Annotated in this window: 13 protein-coding genes; 8 read left to right on the plus strand and 5 right to left on the minus strand. The window is 49.9% G+C overall.

Going from position 1 to position 15,200, the window contains the following annotated elements:
• Positions 1 to 115 precede the first annotated feature (115 nt).
• Positions 116 to 2,608 (minus strand): methyl-accepting chemotaxis protein, encoded by a 2,493-nt coding sequence (locus ACSSVF_RS09675; protein ID WP_492403149.1) that lies wholly within the window; start codon positions 2,606 to 2,608, stop codon positions 116 to 118.
• 295 nt (positions 2,609 to 2,903) lie between these two features.
• Positions 2,904 to 5,462, minus strand: a complete 2,559-nt coding sequence (locus tag ACSSVF_RS09680; protein ID WP_492403151.1) for a methyl-accepting chemotaxis protein — start codon at positions 5,460 to 5,462, stop codon at positions 2,904 to 2,906.
• Positions 5,463 to 5,862: 400 nt separating this feature from the next.
• Between ACSSVF_RS09680 and ACSSVF_RS09685 the strand changes: the two genes are divergently transcribed.
• The 3 genes from ACSSVF_RS09685 (at position 5,863) to ACSSVF_RS09695 (ending at position 7,913) form a co-directional block, all read left to right on the plus strand.
• On the plus strand, positions 5,863 to 6,210 hold the full coding sequence (locus tag ACSSVF_RS09685) for an ArsR/SmtB family transcription factor (protein ID WP_492403153.1): 348 nt from the start codon (positions 5,863 to 5,865) through the stop codon (positions 6,208 to 6,210).
• 154 nt (positions 6,211 to 6,364) lie between these two features.
• Entirely contained in the window at positions 6,365 to 7,411 is a 1,047-nt protein-coding gene (arsB, locus tag ACSSVF_RS09690; RefSeq protein ID WP_492403155.1) for an ACR3 family arsenite efflux transporter, read from the plus strand.
• A 28-nt stretch (positions 7,412 to 7,439) separates the two neighbouring features.
• On the plus strand, positions 7,440 to 7,913 hold the full coding sequence (locus tag ACSSVF_RS09695; RefSeq protein WP_492403157.1) for an arsenate reductase ArsC: 474 nt from the start codon (positions 7,440 to 7,442) through the stop codon (positions 7,911 to 7,913).
• 60 nt (positions 7,914 to 7,973) lie between these two features.
• Here ACSSVF_RS09695 and ACSSVF_RS09700 read toward each other — a convergent pair whose 3' ends face one another.
• The gene (locus ACSSVF_RS09700; RefSeq protein ID WP_492403159.1) at positions 7,974 to 9,593 is read right to left on the minus strand and encodes an inorganic phosphate transporter; all 1,620 of its coding nucleotides are present in this window, start codon (positions 9,591 to 9,593) and stop codon (positions 7,974 to 7,976) included.
• Between the two features lie 171 nt (positions 9,594 to 9,764).
• Between ACSSVF_RS09700 and ppk2 the strand changes: the two genes are divergently transcribed.
• The gene (ppk2, locus tag ACSSVF_RS09705) at positions 9,765 to 10,724 is read left to right on the plus strand and encodes a polyphosphate kinase 2 (protein ID WP_492403161.1); all 960 of its coding nucleotides are present in this window, start codon (positions 9,765 to 9,767) and stop codon (positions 10,722 to 10,724) included.
• On the opposite strand, the gene ACSSVF_RS09710 is transcribed toward ppk2, so the two are convergent.
• The gene (locus tag ACSSVF_RS09710) at positions 10,693 to 11,103 is read right to left on the minus strand and encodes a DUF6232 family protein (protein WP_492403163.1); all 411 of its coding nucleotides are present in this window, start codon (positions 11,101 to 11,103) and stop codon (positions 10,693 to 10,695) included. The two genes, ppk2 and ACSSVF_RS09710, sit on opposite strands and share 32 nt — an antisense overlap.
• A 249-nt stretch (positions 11,104 to 11,352) precedes the next feature.
• On the opposite strand from ACSSVF_RS09710, the gene ACSSVF_RS09715 reads away from it, so the two are divergent.
• The 3 genes from ACSSVF_RS09715 (at position 11,353) to ACSSVF_RS09725 (ending at position 13,261) form a co-directional block, all read left to right on the plus strand.
• On the plus strand, positions 11,353 to 12,129 hold the full coding sequence (locus ACSSVF_RS09715) for a hypothetical protein (RefSeq protein WP_492403165.1): 777 nt from the start codon (positions 11,353 to 11,355) through the stop codon (positions 12,127 to 12,129).
• A 99-nt stretch (positions 12,130 to 12,228) separates the two neighbouring features.
• A complete protein-coding gene (locus ACSSVF_RS09720) occupies positions 12,229 to 12,774 on the plus strand; it encodes a cysteine hydrolase family protein (RefSeq protein ID WP_492403167.1) in 546 nt (181 codons plus the stop codon).
• Between the two features lie 154 nt (positions 12,775 to 12,928).
• Entirely contained in the window at positions 12,929 to 13,261 is a 333-nt protein-coding gene (locus ACSSVF_RS09725; RefSeq protein WP_492403169.1) for a cupin domain-containing protein, read from the plus strand.
• Positions 13,262 to 13,321: 60 nt separating this feature from the next.
• Here ACSSVF_RS09725 and ACSSVF_RS09730 read toward each other — a convergent pair whose 3' ends face one another.
• Positions 13,322 to 14,506, minus strand: a complete 1,185-nt coding sequence (locus ACSSVF_RS09730) for an MFS transporter (RefSeq protein ID WP_492403170.1) — start codon at positions 14,504 to 14,506, stop codon at positions 13,322 to 13,324.
• A gap of 106 nt (positions 14,507 to 14,612) precedes the next feature.
• Between ACSSVF_RS09730 and ACSSVF_RS09735 the strand changes: the two genes are divergently transcribed.
• Positions 14,613 to 15,110, plus strand: coding sequence for a MarR family winged helix-turn-helix transcriptional regulator (locus ACSSVF_RS09735; protein ID WP_492403172.1), 498 nt, complete (start codon positions 14,613 to 14,615; stop codon positions 15,108 to 15,110).
• The last annotated feature ends 90 nt before the right edge of the window (positions 15,111 to 15,200 follow it).

A 15,200-nucleotide genomic window follows, 5' to 3' on the forward strand; every position in this document is an offset into this window, starting at 1 on the left:
ATAAAAAAGGTACCTTGCAGGAGCCATGCAAGGTACCGAATAGAAATCTCTGTTATTGGCTATTGAATATAGCCAATAGCTTTAAATTATCACATGGTGCAATCATGCCCCTGGCTTAGGCAGCAGCTGCGATCTTGTAACTTTCTTTGCTTGCTGGTTTACTCTGTTGGGCAGGGCGCGTTTCCGGTAGTTTGTACTGGTCCACGGTCTCAGTCAGTTTGTTGGCTTGTTCAACCAGCGACATGGCTGTGGCAGCGGCTTCTTCAACCAGTGCCGCATTTTGCTGGGTCACTTCATCAATCTGGTTCATGGCCGCGTTGATCTGGTCTATGCCTGTCGTTTGCTCGGCAGATGCAGCGGTGATCTCTGAAATGATCGCTGACACATTCTTGATGGAATTCAACATTTCTTCCATGGTACCGCTGGCCTGGTCTACATATTGCGAACCACTGGCGACGATACTGGCCGAATCTGCAATCAACTGTTTGATCTCCTTGGCGGCAGTGGCTGAGCGTTGCGCCAGGTTACGTACTTCATTAGCAACCACGGCAAACCCGCGCCCTTGTTCACCGGCACGCGCAGCCTCAACCGCTGCGTTCAATGCCAGGATGTTGGTCTGGAAAGCGATGCTGTCAATCACAGTCAGGATTTCTTCAATGTGTGAAGAGCTTTCAGTGATCTCAGCCATGGTTTGCACGACTTTGGCAAACACTTCACCGCCTTTGTTAGCGACATCGCTGGCTTTATGGGTCAGGATGTTTGCCTGCTTGGCATTCTCGGCGTTGTGCCTGACGGTCGCGGCGATCTCTTCCAGGCTGGCAGCTGTTTCTTCCAGCGAGCTGGCTTGCTCCTCGGTGCGCTGCGACAAATCATTATTACCCATGGAAATCTCAGACGCAGACAAATAGATGGTTGCGCCAGATGTTTTAACGGTGGCCAGAATGCCAGTCATGGCATCGATGATAATGTTGATGCCTTCACACAGCTGCTTGATTTCGCCGGATTTATCCGAAGTAGGGATCCTGTGGGTCAAATCGCCGGTTTGAGTGTAGCTCACCACATCGTCCACTGCCTGTTTCATGGCATGGGTTTCTTTGACTTTGGCGCTGATATCCGTTGCGTACTTCACCACTTTGAACGGTTTGCCATCCATATCAAAAATCGGGTTGTAAGTCGCTTGCAGCCAGATTTCCTTACCGCCTTTGCCTACGCGCTGGTATTGACCGTTATCGGGTTGGCCACGGCCCAGGTTCTCCCAAAACTGTTTGTATTCCGGGCTCCTTTTGTAAACATCCCCCACAAACATACTATGGTGGTTACCGATGATTTGCTGCGCGCTGTAACCAGTCACTGCGGCAAAGTTATCATTCACGGCCAGGATATTGCCTTTAAGGTCAAACTCGATCACGCCCATCACTTTACTGATCGCCGCTATCTGGCCTGAAAAATCCGCATACTGCAATTTGTCGCGGGTAATATCGGTGGCGTATTTCACGACCTTGAACGGTTTGCCGTCCATGTCAAAAATCGGGTTGTAACTGGCTTGCAGCCATAGTTCGCGGCCGCCTTTACCTATGCGTTTATACTGGCCATCGTTAGCGACACCCTGGGCGAGTTGCAGCCAGAATTGTTTGTATTCAGCGCTGCTTTTATATTCAGGCGTGGCAAACATACTATGATGGTTGCCGACGATTTCCTGGGCGCTATAGCCGGTGACTGCGGCAAAGTTATCATTCACAGACAGGATATTGCCTTTGAGGTCAAATTCAATCACACCCATGACCTTGCCGATCGCAGCTATCTGGCCTGAAAAATCGGCATGTTTGAGTTTTTCCTGGGTGATGTCGGTGGCGTATTTCACCACTTTAAATGGCTTGCCATCGGTATCGAAGATCGGGTTGTAACTGGCTTGCAGCCAGATTTCCCGATTGCCTTTACCAAAGCGCTTGTATTGCCCGTTATTGGCGACACCCAAGGCCAGGTTTTCCCAAAACTGTCGGTACTCTGTGCTGGTCTTATAATCGGCTGCCACAAACATGCTGTGATGATTGCCGACAATCTCCTTTGCGCTGTAGCCTGTCACTGCTGCAAAGTTGTCATTCGCTGACAGGATATTGCCTTTGAGGTCAAATTCGATCACGCCCATCACTTTGCCAATGGCCGCGATCTGGCCTGAAAAGTCGGCATTCTTGAGTTTTTCCTGGGTGATATCGGTGGCGTATTTCACCACTTTGAATGGCTTGCCATCGACATCAAAAATCGGGTTATAACTGGCTTGCAACCAAAGATCTTGGCCATTTTTTGCTACGCGCTTAAACTGGCCATCACTCGCCTGACCCTTGGCCAGTTTTTCCCAAAACTGTTTGTATTCAGTGCTGGCTTTGTACTCAGCGGTGACAAACATGCTGTGGTGCTTCCCGGTGATTTCCTGGGCGCTGTAGCCGGTTACTGCCGCAAAGCTGTCATTCACTGCAAGGATATTGCCCTGCAGATCAAATTCGATCACGCCCATCACTTTGTGAATGGCATTGATTTGACCTGCGAGATCAATCTGCTTCAGTAGCTGTTCTTTGCTGGAATTCTTAATACCATTAAAAATACTGAGCATGTCAATTTCTCCAGGTCATAAATAAGATAAACTAAATTTAATTTATATTAATATACTTGCCTGATTTTTAACGGGTGAAATAGAGAGGCATTTATACTTCAATTGATTGTCGTAAATGTATTATTCAAATATGGCTGCTATCAGCCGATATCGTGACGATTGTTTTAGAATCTAGTCCTGGCAAAGATCAGGGCATCATTGCTGCATGCAAAATATATTGAGATCGTAAGAGGGCAGACATCAATAAAAAAACCCGTCAATAGACGGGTTTTTTAATCATGTCACTACTGCAGGGTTAAAAAGCATCCCAGCCAGCTTTATCTGAGCCAGTTCTGGCTTTTTGTGCATAGCTTGGGCTTTTGGGTGGCAGTTGTGGCTTGAACGCTTTGCCGGAAGAGGTGCCGGAACCTGCGTTGAGGAATTGATAATGGCTGACGGTTTCTTGCAGTTTTTCGGCCTGATCCACCAAGGACATTGCAGCTGCTGCGGCTTCTTCAACCAGCGCAGCATTTTGCTGGGTGACTTCATCCATCTGCGACACGGAAACATTGATCTGGTCAATGCCACTGCTTTGTTCAACCGAAGCGGTAGTGATTTCGCTGATCAGTTGTGAGAAACGGTCAATCACCGATACCAGGTCTTCCATCGTGCCACTGGCTTTTTCTACATATAAAGAGCCGTTGGCGACTTTGGTGGCCGAATCATTGATCAATAATTTGATTTCTTTAGCGGCGCTGGCCGAGCGTTGGGCCAGGTTGCGCACCTCGCTGGCGACGACCGCAAAGCCACGACCTTGTTCACCGGCACGTGCTGCTTCAACCGCGGCGTTCAACGCCAGGATATTGGTCTGGAAAGCGATACTGTCAATCACCGAAATGATCTCTTCAATGCGTGAAGAGCTTTCTGTGATTTCTGTCATGGTAGAAACCACCTTGCCAAATACTTCACCGCCTTTGGCTGCAATATTACTGGCCTGGTCGGTCATATTATTGGCTTGCTGCGCGTTCTCAGCATTATTTTTGACGTTAGAAGCGATTTCTTCCATGCTGGAAGCCGTTTTTTGCAACGAGCTGGCTTGTTCCTCAGTGCGTTGCGACAAATCATTATTGCCTTGTGAAATCTGCGAGGCAGCCGAGCTGATCGCTTCGCCAGCGACTTTGATCGCAGATAAAATCTCAGTCATTTCGTCAACGATGGTGTTCACGCCCTCACACAGGGTTTTGATTTCGCCTTGCTTGTTTTCGGTGACTATCCGTTGTGTCAGGTCGCCACTTTTAGTCGCCGCGACTACTCCCGCGGTTTCATGTACGGCCAGTTTCATGGCATTGGCTTCGGCCACTTGACTGGTGATGTCAGTCGCATATTTAACCACCTTGAATGGTTTGCCGTCAGAATTCAAAATGGGGTTGTAGCTGGCTTGCAACCAGATCTCCTTGCCATTTTTACCTATACGTTTATATTGGCCCTCGTCGGCTTTGCCATTGCGCAGGTTGTCCCAGAACTGTTTGTATTCCTGGCTGCTTTTGTACACAGCTTCCACAAACATGCCATGGTGCTGTCCAACAATTTCCTGTTTGCTATAGCCGGTCACTGCGGCAAAGTTGTCATTCACATCCGTGATTTTACCTGTGAGGTCAAACGTAATCACGCCCATCACTTTACCGATCGCGTTGATCTGGCCAGAGAAGTCTGCGTTCTTGAGTTTATCTTCAGTGATGTCGGTGGCATATTTTACGACCTTGAAAGGCTTGCCTGCCGCATCAAAAATCGGGTTATAACTGGCTTGCAGCCAGATTTCCCTGCCGCCTTTACCAATGCGTTGATATTGGCCTTCACTGGCTTTGCCATTAGCCAGGTTTTCCCAGAACTGTATGTATTCCGCACTGCTTCTGTAAGTCGCTTCAACAAACAGGCTGTGGTGCTTGCCAATCATTTCTTCGCGGGCATAGCCTGTGACGGCTGCAAAGTTATCATTCACCTCAGTGATATTGCCTTTCAGGTCAAAAGTGATCGTGCCCATCACTTTGCCTATGGCACTGATCTGGCCCGAATAATCTGAATTCCTGAGTTGGCTGGCGGTGATATCGGTGGCGTATTTCACGATTTTGAATGGTTTGCCGGCCGCATTAAAGATGGGGTTGTAGCTGGCTTGCAACCAGATTTCCCTGCCACCTTTGCCTACGCGCTTGAATTGGCCTTCATTGGCTTTGCCGTTACCCAGGTCTTCCCAGAACTGCTTGTATTCCGCGCTATTTTTGTAAGCGGATTCGACGAACAGGCTGTGGTGCTGGCCTATGATCTCTTCAGTGCTATAACCGGTGACGGCAGCAAAATTTGCATTGACTGCCAGGATATTGCCTTTAAGGTCAAACTCAATCACGCCCATGATTTTGTGGATGGCGGCGATTTGCCCTTGTGACTCGGCGTCACGCTGTTTCTCAGCCGTGATGTCGAATGCATATTTAATGACTTTGTATGATTTGCCGGTTTCATCGCTCACCGGCACATAACTGGCTTCCAGCCAGATTTCTTTACCGCCTTTACCTATTCTTCTGAACTGTCCGTTATCTGCTTTACCGCGGCCAAGATTTTCCCAGAACTGTTTATATTCAACACTTTTCTTATATTCTGCGTCTACAAACAGGCTGTGGTGCTGACCAACGATTTCTTGCTTGCTGTAACCAGTCACCGCCGCAAAGTTGTCATTGACCGCCAGGATATTGCCTTGCAGGTCAAATTCGATCACACCCATCACCTGATGTATGGCTTGTATCTGCCCGCTATCATCACGCTGCTTGTCCGCGTCGGCTTTGGTCGGTTTCCCTGTCAGTTTGTTCAGAAAATCGATACTCATATGTATTGGCCTCAATGCTTATTGAATTTTTTACTATTGTTGGTTTTTCTACATCGCCATTAAATACCAAACCTACAAAATAGGATTTGCCGAAAAAGCGCGGATTTATGCTCCATTTCTATTACAAAAGATGGTTTTTGCCCTTTGTTTTCCGATTTGCGTAAATCAATTTACAAGTTTAACTAAAGTTGATGAGTGTGACATTTTCATGTCTCACGCATGCTTTCTGGCGATTGCGGCACACATGATTCTTGCATTGTCTTTGCTAGGCCAGCTTTAAATCCTGCCGAGTAGAGGTGCCTGGGCATGGCGCTTTTATGACGGCATTAGTACTGTCTAATCTTAGCCATTGTGATTTGACCGCTTGTTTTATTTCTATATTTATGGAAATATAGAATCTATGGATATTCAATCAGCAGTGACCCAGCTCTCATCAATTGCTCAGGCAGCGCGTTTAGAGATATTCCGCTTACTCGTGCAAGCTGGAGCAGAAGGGTTGCCAGCAGGAAATATTGGAGAAAAGCTCAATATTCCACCTAGCACGCTCTCGTTCCACCTCAAAGAGTTAAGCCGAGCCGGCATGATTCACTCGCGTCAGGTCAACAGGTTTATTTACTACACCGCTAACTATGCTGCCATGAATGACTTGCTTGCATACCTGACTGAGAATTGCTGTGCCGGTGTGAGTGTCGATGCGTGCTGCCCAGATGTTATCCACTGCAAACCCGGGAAAGGCAACGAACAATGAAGCGTATGCATCTGCCAGGCATTACCGGGGAAACTGATCGCGTATCAGACCGCGCACCTACCTCCAGCGGTCTGGAGATACCACAACCAAGCGCCAGATGCAGCATGCCTGCAGTGCAAAAGGTGGCATTTGCCACCAGTCAGCAGTGTTGCGCATGAATGTCATCACTGAACCCAGCCCGATCAACCGCTTTGAACGTAACCTGACATGGTGGGTGCTAGGCTGCATCCTGGCGGGGATTACGCTGGGCCAGGTGTTCCCTTTGTTCTTCCAGGCGGTAGGCGGCCTCAAGATTGCAGAAGTCAACCTGCCAGTGGCTGTCCTGATATGGCTGATGATTATCCCTATGCTGCTGAAAATCGACTTCAAGACCATGGCGGATGTGCTGACGCATGGCAGGGGCATAGGCGTGACCTTATTCATCAACTGGATGGTGAAGCCTTTTTCGATGGCGCTGCTGGCATGGATATTCATCCGCCACCTGTTTGGCGACTTGCTGCCAGCGGACCAGATCGACAGTTACATCGCAGGCCTGATTCTGTTAGCGGCAGCACCATGCACTGCCATGGTATTTGTCTGGAGTGGTTTGTGCGGCGGTGAGCCCAAGTTCACACTATCGCAGGTCGCACTGAATGATGTCATCATGCTGTTTGCTTTTGCGCCGCTGGTGGCTTTGCTGCTGGGGATGTCGCACATTGCCGTGCCATGGGAGACACTGTTTTTATCTGTGTTGTTATTCATTATCGTACCTGTCGTGATCAGCCAGTTTGTGCGCGAGGTCATGCTTTGCAGTCGCCAGGCCTGCATTGAGGCTTTGCTCAAGCGCATTCAGCCTGTTTCCCTGACTGCATTGCTGGCAACGCTGTTGCTACTGTTCGGTTTTCAAGGGCAGCAGATCATCGCCCAGCCGTTTATCATCGCCTTGATTGCCGTGCCTATCTTTATCCAGGTGTATTTCAATGCCATGCTGGCCTACTGGCTGAATAAAAAGCTCAAAGTGGCGCATTGTGTGGCGGCACCTTCTGCCCTGATCGGTGCTTCAAACTTCTTTGAGCTGGCTGTCGCAACTGCCATTGCCCTGTTTGGGTTTCACTCAGGCGCGGCGCTGGCGACTGTCGTCGGTGTGCTGATTGAAGTGCCGGTCATGTTGTCTGTTGTTTCCATCGTGAATCGCAGCCGGCACTGGTACGAAAACGGCTGAGCATTCACCTTTCCATCGCAAACTATCCATGAATATTCTTTTTCTTTGTACAGGTAATTCCTGTCGCTCAATCATTGCTGAAGCGATCTTTAATCATTTGGCCCCTGCCAATATGCGCGCCATGAGTGCAGGTAGCCAGCCGGCGGGTGAAGTGCATCCGCGTTCATTGGCTTTGCTGGCAGCAAAAGGCATTGCAACGGCAGGCTACTACAGCAAGTCCTGGGATGATTTACCTGCCACGCCGAATATTGTGATTACCGTTTGTGCGAATGCCGCGGGTGAGACTTGCCCGGCCTACCTTGGCAATGTATTAAGAGCACATTGGGGTGTGCATGACCCTGCCAAAGCAACAGGCACCGATGCAGAAATCAATGCCAGTTTCGAGGCCGCTTACCGTATTTTAAACGCGCGTATCCTGGCATTCCTGCAACTGGATCAGGAAATATTGCGCGATGCTAAAAAACTGAAAGCCCGATTGGACCAGATCGCCAATCTTGCCTGAGGCTCATAAAAAAAGGCCGGTACCTGAAGTACCAGCCTGTTTGAAACTTGGGATGCCTGATTAAAACAGGTGTGTGAACAGCCAGTATAAACTGCCTGACAATATCATCGCCATCGGCAATGTCAGTACCCAGGCCATCAGCAGGTTACGGATAGTGGACATTTGCAGGCCGGATTTATTGGCTGCCATGGTCCCGGCGACACCTGATGACAACACATGCGTGGTCGATACCGGTAAACCATACATATCCGCCGCACCAATCATGGTCATCGCCACCAGTTCGGCAGAAGCGCCTTGCCCGTAGGTTAAATGCGTTTTACCGATTTTCTCACCCACGGTCACCACAATACGCTTCCAGCCCACCATGGTGCCTAAGCCTAACGCAATGGCAACCGCCACTTTTACCCATAGTGGAATAAATTTAGTGGCTTTATCGATTTCTTTTTTGAAAGCCGTCACGTTAGCTTTTGTGTCGCCGTCAAATTTCACTGTCTCATCTTTATCCAGAAAGCGAATGGCTTCTGAAACCAGGTACATGTCGTTACGCACGTTACCGACTTGTTCGGCAGGGACTGCAGCAAAGGTACCGTGTGATTTGACCTGGTCGCCGATGCTGCCGGTCATGGCCGCCAGGGCAGGGATCAGTTCCGATGTCACTGCTTTGGTGCGTACATATTCAGTCAGCGTATGACGGGCCGCATCATTGCTGGCAGGCGGGGTAGCAGAACTGTGCAGTTCCAGTGATTGCTGGGTGACGTGTGCCACCGCCACAAATTGCGTCATCTGGTCTACCGGCATGGCGCGGTTCAAGGCATAAGCCATAGGTACTGTGCCCACCAGGATCAGCATGATCAGGCCCATGCCTTTCTGGCCGTCGTTGGAGCCATGCGCGAATGAAACGCCGGTACAGGTCAAAATCAGCAAACCACGAATCCACAGTGGTGGCGGTTTGTTGCCTTTAGGTTCCTGGTAGAGTTCTTTGCTTTTGACAAACGCTTTCAGCGCCAGCAACAAGAAGGCTGCAAAGAAAAAACCAATAATAGGGGAGAGTAATAATGAGTAGCCAATTTTGGTGGCTTGCGCCCAATCCACACCGCTGGTGCCATTACGGCCATGCATTAAGGCATTCGCCACGCCAACGCCAATGATCGAGCCGATCAAAGTGTGTGATGAAGAAGCCGGCAAGCCCAATAACCAGGTGCCCAAATTCCACAAGATAGCGGCGATCAGTAAAGCAAACACCATGGCAAAGCCAGCGCCGGAACCGACTTGCAGGATCAACTCGACCGGCAACAGCGAAATAATACCGAACGCCACTGCGCCACTGGAGACCAGCACGCCGAGGAAGTTGAAAGTGCCAGACCAGATCACTGCAAAATTGGCAGGCAATGAATGTGTATAAATCACCGTCGCCACCGCATTTGCCGTGTCATGGAAACCGTTCACAAACTCAAACGCCAGTGCGATCACCAGCGCGACACCCAGCAAAATAAACGGTACCCAGGTCGTTGTGCTGGCGCCGGTATCGTTGACATCGTGCATCAGGCTAAAGCCGGTATAAACCAGGCCCAATACCAATAAGCCGATGAAGATCGCTTTGGTGAGCAGGCCCGGTTTGTTATCGAGATTGGGTTTTGAAGTGCTATGTAGCGAAGAAGCACTGGCAGATGAAGTATTCATAATATTCGCCTGAATTTTTATCGAGAGCCCTGAGTATTGATTTTCAATGTGACAAATTGATGACAGTTAAGGACTAGTCATTCGTGGGCAAATGCAAAATAGTCATCAAACTGTCATACTGGAAATTTAGGATTTTCAGTTTCAACTTCACCCTTCCTCACGGACGCGACCATGACCATTGATAATTCAGATGAACTCTCCACTAATGATGATCGATTTAGTGAGGCGCAATTGCATAATGAAATGCTGGATAGCTTTGATGAGGAGCTGGAGATGGAACTGGATGACCAGCGTATGGATCAACTGCTGGCCGAGTATGCGTCAGCGACCGGCTTGAATGACGTGCACACTGAATCCCTGTCTGACCGCCAGATCTACTTTAAAGAACTGTTCCGGTTACAAGGCGAACTGGTCAAGCTGCAAGACTGGGTGGTGCACAACAAATTGAAAGTCGTGGTGCTGTTTGAAGGCCGTGACGCCGCAGGTAAGGGTGGGGTGATTAAACGCATCACGCAGCGCCTGAACCCGCGCGTCTGTCGCGTGGCTGCTTTACCTGCGCCTAGCGAGCGTGAACGCACGCAATGGTATTTCCAGCGCTATATCTCGCACCTGCCGGCCGGGGGCGAAATCGTGCTGTTTGACCGCAGCTGGTATAACCGCGCCGGTGTAGAAAAGGTGATGGGTTTCTGTAACGAAGACGAATACGAAGAGTTTTTCCGCTCGGTGCCGGAATTTGAAAAGATGCTGGTGCGCTCTGGCATCATCCTGATCAAATACTGGTTCTCCATCACCGATGACGAGCAGCATTTACGCTTTATGACGCGTATACAGGATCCACTCAAACAATGGAAGCTGAGCCCTATGGATCTGGAATCGCGCCGCCTGTGGGAGCAATACACCAAAGCCAAAGAGATCATGCTCGAACGCACGCATATCCCCGAAGCGCCGTGGTGGGTGATAGAAGCGGTGGATAAAAAGAAAGCACGGCTGAACTGCATCAACCATTTATTAAGCCAGATTGAATATAACAAAGTAGAGCATCCGTCAGTCGTATTGCCTAAACGCGTCCACAATCCGGATTACATACGCGGCCCAGTACCTAAAGAAATGTTTGTACCGACCAAGTATTAACTAACCCCGGCTCACAATCGCCTGATTCAGCGCTTGCAGCACATGTTCGATTGTCGCTGACCAAGGCGTGGTGCTCGCCTGCGGACGTGTGCAAAACTACCGAGTATCTGGGTTTTGCCAGATACCAGGCGATCAAGCTAATCACAATGGCGACAGCACCGGCGACCAGCAATACGCCTTTATCAAACAGTTCCAGCAATTCGGCGATCAGCAGTAGCACGCCTATCAGAAGGAAAGCCAGCGCCACGCCCCGCGATGGTTGCACAATGCCGGGTTTCACAGAAGTGACGTTTTGCATGGCATACGTCTGGGTGTGCACGATAAAGCGGCTATTGCTGACAATGATCCCGTTAAAATTAAAAAAGACGGTTTCTTCCATGTTCCCTCCCTCTGTTTCAAGTCGTATTAATCATACCGACCTGTAACGTTCATTTAAATTCACCAAGATTTCTGTTTGGGAATATCTATTTATGTCGATATGGGTGCAATATGGTTGCAATATGGGTGAACTAATCTCGCATGCCAAAACCTAAAATAATGCATGTCCCAGGCAATCGTGGCCTGGGGTTACAATGCACATCGAGTCGCTTTAAATGAGATGATTTTTAAATAACAATAAGAGAACCTGATGAGCCTATTTCTTCGACTTCACAAGGTCTGCAATGCGTGCGGATTCATATGGTATCCAAAAGATGAGGCGGTATCGTCCAACTGTCCTAATTGCGGCAGCGAAGATACGGCGAATGAAAAATTCAACTTTATCGCCACCGTCCTGTTTTATCTAACCGGCCTGATCGTGCTTGGCCTGGTGTTATTCAGCTGGCAACAACCTGAACCACCCCCCGCAGTCGAGCCATTAAGCGCGGTGGAAGATTCCTTGACCAAGGCAGAGCAACGGATAGCGCTGCCCGAGATAGAGGAAGAAACCGAGAATGCGGTTGCGCCTGCAAAAGCACCACCGCCCGCAAAACCTGCTGATATTGAAAAGTTACCGCTGCCGGTTGAGCAAGCGGTCGTCGCACCACCGCCGGTGCCGGTTGTCGAGAATGTGCCACCGCCAAAAGCTGAGCCAGCGCCTGTAGAAGACCTGCGGCCGATTGTGAATGTATCCACCAACCAGATCACTTTCAGCCTCTGGAGTGTGTCTGAACTCAGGTTGAGGCGCGCTTATACCAATTTGCTGAATGATGGTTCTATCAGGACTGAATTGAACAGGAAAGATTATTTTCATTTTGTGAGCAACCGGGCCAAGAAGTGCGGGGAGTTAGACCCCAGTTTTGAGAAGAATATTAATTCCATCGAGAGCATTAAATTCAAGGCAAATGATTCTAAGATTTTGGAGTGCTATGCCTCGGAAAACACCAGTGAATACAACAGGTTAAATATAGCCACAGAAGTGAATTGATTTCAATATCGTCATTATGCCAGCTGGTTTCAGGCTGCTTCACAGCCAGCGTTGGAGCAGCTAACAGCAGGGTATCTTGAATATAGACAGGAGCACAGCATGAACAAAAGTGGTCTGATCGTTGTTGATTTGCAAAACGAATACCTGCCAACTGGCAAGCTGCCGCTCTCTGGCATTGAAGCTGCCGCAGCCAATGCCGCCAAGGTGATTGCGGATGCCCGTCAAAAAGGAGTTCCTGTGTTTCATATCCGTCATGAGTTCGCTCACGGCGAAGCGCCGGTATTTGTACCCGGCACGCATGGTGTTGAAATCCAGCCCTCCGTCGCGCCGCTGGAAGGAGAAGCGGTGATCGTGAAGAATCATATCAATGCTTTTCGCGATACCGACCTGAAACAGCAACTAGATGCGCAGGGCGTGGACGAAGTGATCGTCATCGGTGCGATGAGCCATATGTGTGTCGATGCCGTCGTCCGTGCGGCGGTAGATATGGGTTATGTCGCCACCATATTGCACGATGCCTGTGCCACGCTGGATCTTGAGTTTGACGGCGTGAACATCCCTGCCGCGCAAGTGCATGCCGCCATGATGGCAGCCTTCGCGTTTGGTTATGGGTCGGTGATCTCTACGGACAAATATCTCTCTTAATCACATATGTATCATCCGTCGCGGATGACAGTGTGATTTCATCCGCACTCTAATCATAGGCTCATGCCAGCCAGATTGCCTGTCGCCTATTTGGAAAGCCAGCGCAGGCGCGTTAGAATCAATAGCACACGCATCAAGATAGAGGTTTACCCATATGAGTATCCAACATTTTGCTCCTGGCCAGGTCATTGATATCAGCCCCTATGGGCCTGACTTTGCGAATGCCGCCTCAGAAACACTGATACGCGAAAGCCACATCGAGGTGTTCAGGTTTGTGTTAACCGCAGGTAAAACCACGCCAGAACATACCGCGGCAGGTGCGATCACGATACAGTGCATTGAAGGGGAAGTAGAACTGGGTTTGGGGGATGAAGTCAGGCTACTTAAAGCGTATCACCTGGTTTATCTCAGTGCGAATGCGGCGCATACCGTTAAGGCGATCACTGATTCCACGCTGCTGATTACCATACTGCTGCAACGCGAGTAGTGTTTAACATCGCTGTAGCTATTCAGCAATACATCAAGGCTACACCGACACAGCCAGGTTTCATCTATCGATCTGCCGGTATGAGGCCGGCGAGAATCTAAAACACAGTATCACTAACAACATAGCGCCCAGCATCATCGCTATCCAGGCATGCGTCAGGTCAGAAAACCGATCACGCAGCACACCGGCCAGCAATGGCATCCCGCTGGCGATCATGTATCCGCCGCCTTGTACAAACGCCGTCAGCAGGCCTGCCTGTGCCGGATCTTCGATATGGTCCAGCGTCAATATCAGTGACAAAGGAAACAATGCGCCTATGCCTATTCCCAACAGCAGGCTGGCAGGCAATGCCAGGCTTAACGGTGCAGCAATCAGGCAGGCCAGACCCGCCATCAACATTATCAGCACCGCGAAGAGTGGTACACGTCTATCATTAAACTTGCCTATCCAGGCTGAAACTGCGAGCCCGGCAATCACCTCGGCCAGCGTCAGCCCGCCCAACAGGAAACCAGCCGCGGATGGTTGCCAGCCCAGGCTGGTATAAAACGGCGGTAACCAGGCGAGCACCAGGGTATAGGCGCCGGTACCTATGCCAAAAAACAGCATCAACTCCCACGCTCTTTTATTTCGCCAGAAGTTGCGTGTCGGTAAACGGGAAGAGGGCGCAGTTTGAGTGGATCTGACGTTGCCTTTTGTGGCCTTTAACCACAACATGAAAGCAAGCAGTGCTGGCACCGCCCAAATGGATAACGCCAGAGGCCAGTGACCATGCCCGGCAAATATTGCGACTGAAGATGCAGCGATGGCAGCGCCTGCCATAATGCCGGTGGTATAGAGCGCGAAAACGCTGCCAGCCTGGGCTGCGAAGTGACGTTTGATAAATGCAGGCAGCAAGGTCTGTGCGAGTGCGATCCCGATGCCGGCCACCACAGCCGTAAAAAGTAAACCAAAGCTGCTTGTAGCCTGAGCGCGCGCCCAGCAGGCAGCGGCAATCAGAGCTACTCCCAAAGCAACGCCGTTTCGTTCACTCAAGCGGCCAGTCACCTGCTGACCAAATAACGCGCTTAGGCCCATCACAAACACAGGCAGCGAAGTCAGCAGGCTGGAGTAGGTATGCGACAAACCGGTTGCCGCCACTATCATATCGAGGAGCGGCCCAATGGCGGCAATTGCCGGGCGCAGATTCAGGGCAACGCCGACAATGGCAATGATCATCAGCACATGGGTATAACGCTTGCTCAACATGATTATATCTCTACGTAAAGATTCTTTTTATGGAATCATATACACATAACAAGCCTTATACAATGATATTATTAAGGTTATAAACTAACTTGATAAAGAGATAACCATGAGTGATAGAGCGAATCGTGCGACTGAACAGTGGCAACAAGAGCGCCCTGACATTGATGCCGCAGTCATGGCGCTAGTCGGCAGGTTGCTGGAAACGACGCAACTGATAGAGCGAGATTGGCTTTACCCGCTAGCGACCCAGTTTGAACTACATCAAGGCGAATTTGATGTGATTGCCACCTTGCGCCGCTCAGGCCAACCGTATGCCCTCACACCCACAGCACTTTATGAAAGCCTGATGCTTTCCTCAGGCGCCATGACCAGCCGTTTGGATAGACTAGAGAATAAAGGGCTCATTGAGCGTGGCCGCGCGCCCGAAGACCGGCGCAGTATCCTGGTCAGGCTGACGCCAGCCGGGTTGGCGCTGATTGATAAGCTGTTACCGCTGCATGTCGCGAACGAACAACAGGCCTTATCTGCATTAAATCAGGCTGAACAGAGACAGCTGGACACACTGCTCGCAAAACTATTGACGGGCTTGCACAACAAGCCTTAATCAATTTACCAAACAGTGTATTTATAAACATTTACATGCATGCTTTGCACCCATATGCTGTATAGATAACTGCGATTTTTCGGACTACTG

Source organism: Methylophilus sp. E2MeOHC9 (assembly GCF_058744375.1).

Bases quoted from the DNA above. Each gene is read 5' to 3' on its own strand.
- ACSSVF_RS09685 (WP_492403153.1), top strand. From the start codon at position 5,863: ATGGATATTCAATCAGCAGTGACCCAGCTCTCATCAATTGCTCAGGCA.
- ACSSVF_RS09675 (WP_492403149.1), bottom strand. From the start codon at position 2,608: ATGCTCAGTATTTTTAATGGTATTAAGAATTCCAGCAAAGAACAGCTA.
- ACSSVF_RS09700 (WP_492403159.1), bottom strand. From the start codon at position 9,593: ATGAATACTTCATCTGCCAGTGCTTCTTCGCTACATAGCACTTCAAAA.
- ACSSVF_RS09680 (WP_492403151.1), bottom strand. From the start codon at position 5,462: ATGAGTATCGATTTTCTGAACAAACTGACAGGGAAACCGACCAAAGCC.
- ACSSVF_RS09730 (WP_492403170.1), bottom strand. From the start codon at position 14,506: ATGTTGAGCAAGCGTTATACCCATGTGCTGATGATCATTGCCATTGTC.
- ACSSVF_RS09725 (WP_492403169.1), top strand. From the start codon at position 12,929: ATGAGTATCCAACATTTTGCTCCTGGCCAGGTCATTGATATCAGCCCC.
- ACSSVF_RS09735 (WP_492403172.1), top strand. From the start codon at position 14,613: ATGAGTGATAGAGCGAATCGTGCGACTGAACAGTGGCAACAAGAGCGC.
- ACSSVF_RS09710 (WP_492403163.1), bottom strand. From the start codon at position 11,103: ATGGAAGAAACCGTCTTTTTTAATTTTAACGGGATCATTGTCAGCAAT.
- ppk2 (WP_492403161.1), top strand. From the start codon at position 9,765: ATGACCATTGATAATTCAGATGAACTCTCCACTAATGATGATCGATTT.
- ACSSVF_RS09720 (WP_492403167.1), top strand. From the start codon at position 12,229: ATGAACAAAAGTGGTCTGATCGTTGTTGATTTGCAAAACGAATACCTG.
- arsB (WP_492403155.1), top strand. From the start codon at position 6,365: ATGAATGTCATCACTGAACCCAGCCCGATCAACCGCTTTGAACGTAAC.
- ACSSVF_RS09695 (WP_492403157.1), top strand. From the start codon at position 7,440: ATGAATATTCTTTTTCTTTGTACAGGTAATTCCTGTCGCTCAATCATT.
- ACSSVF_RS09715 (WP_492403165.1), top strand. From the start codon at position 11,353: ATGAGCCTATTTCTTCGACTTCACAAGGTCTGCAATGCGTGCGGATTC.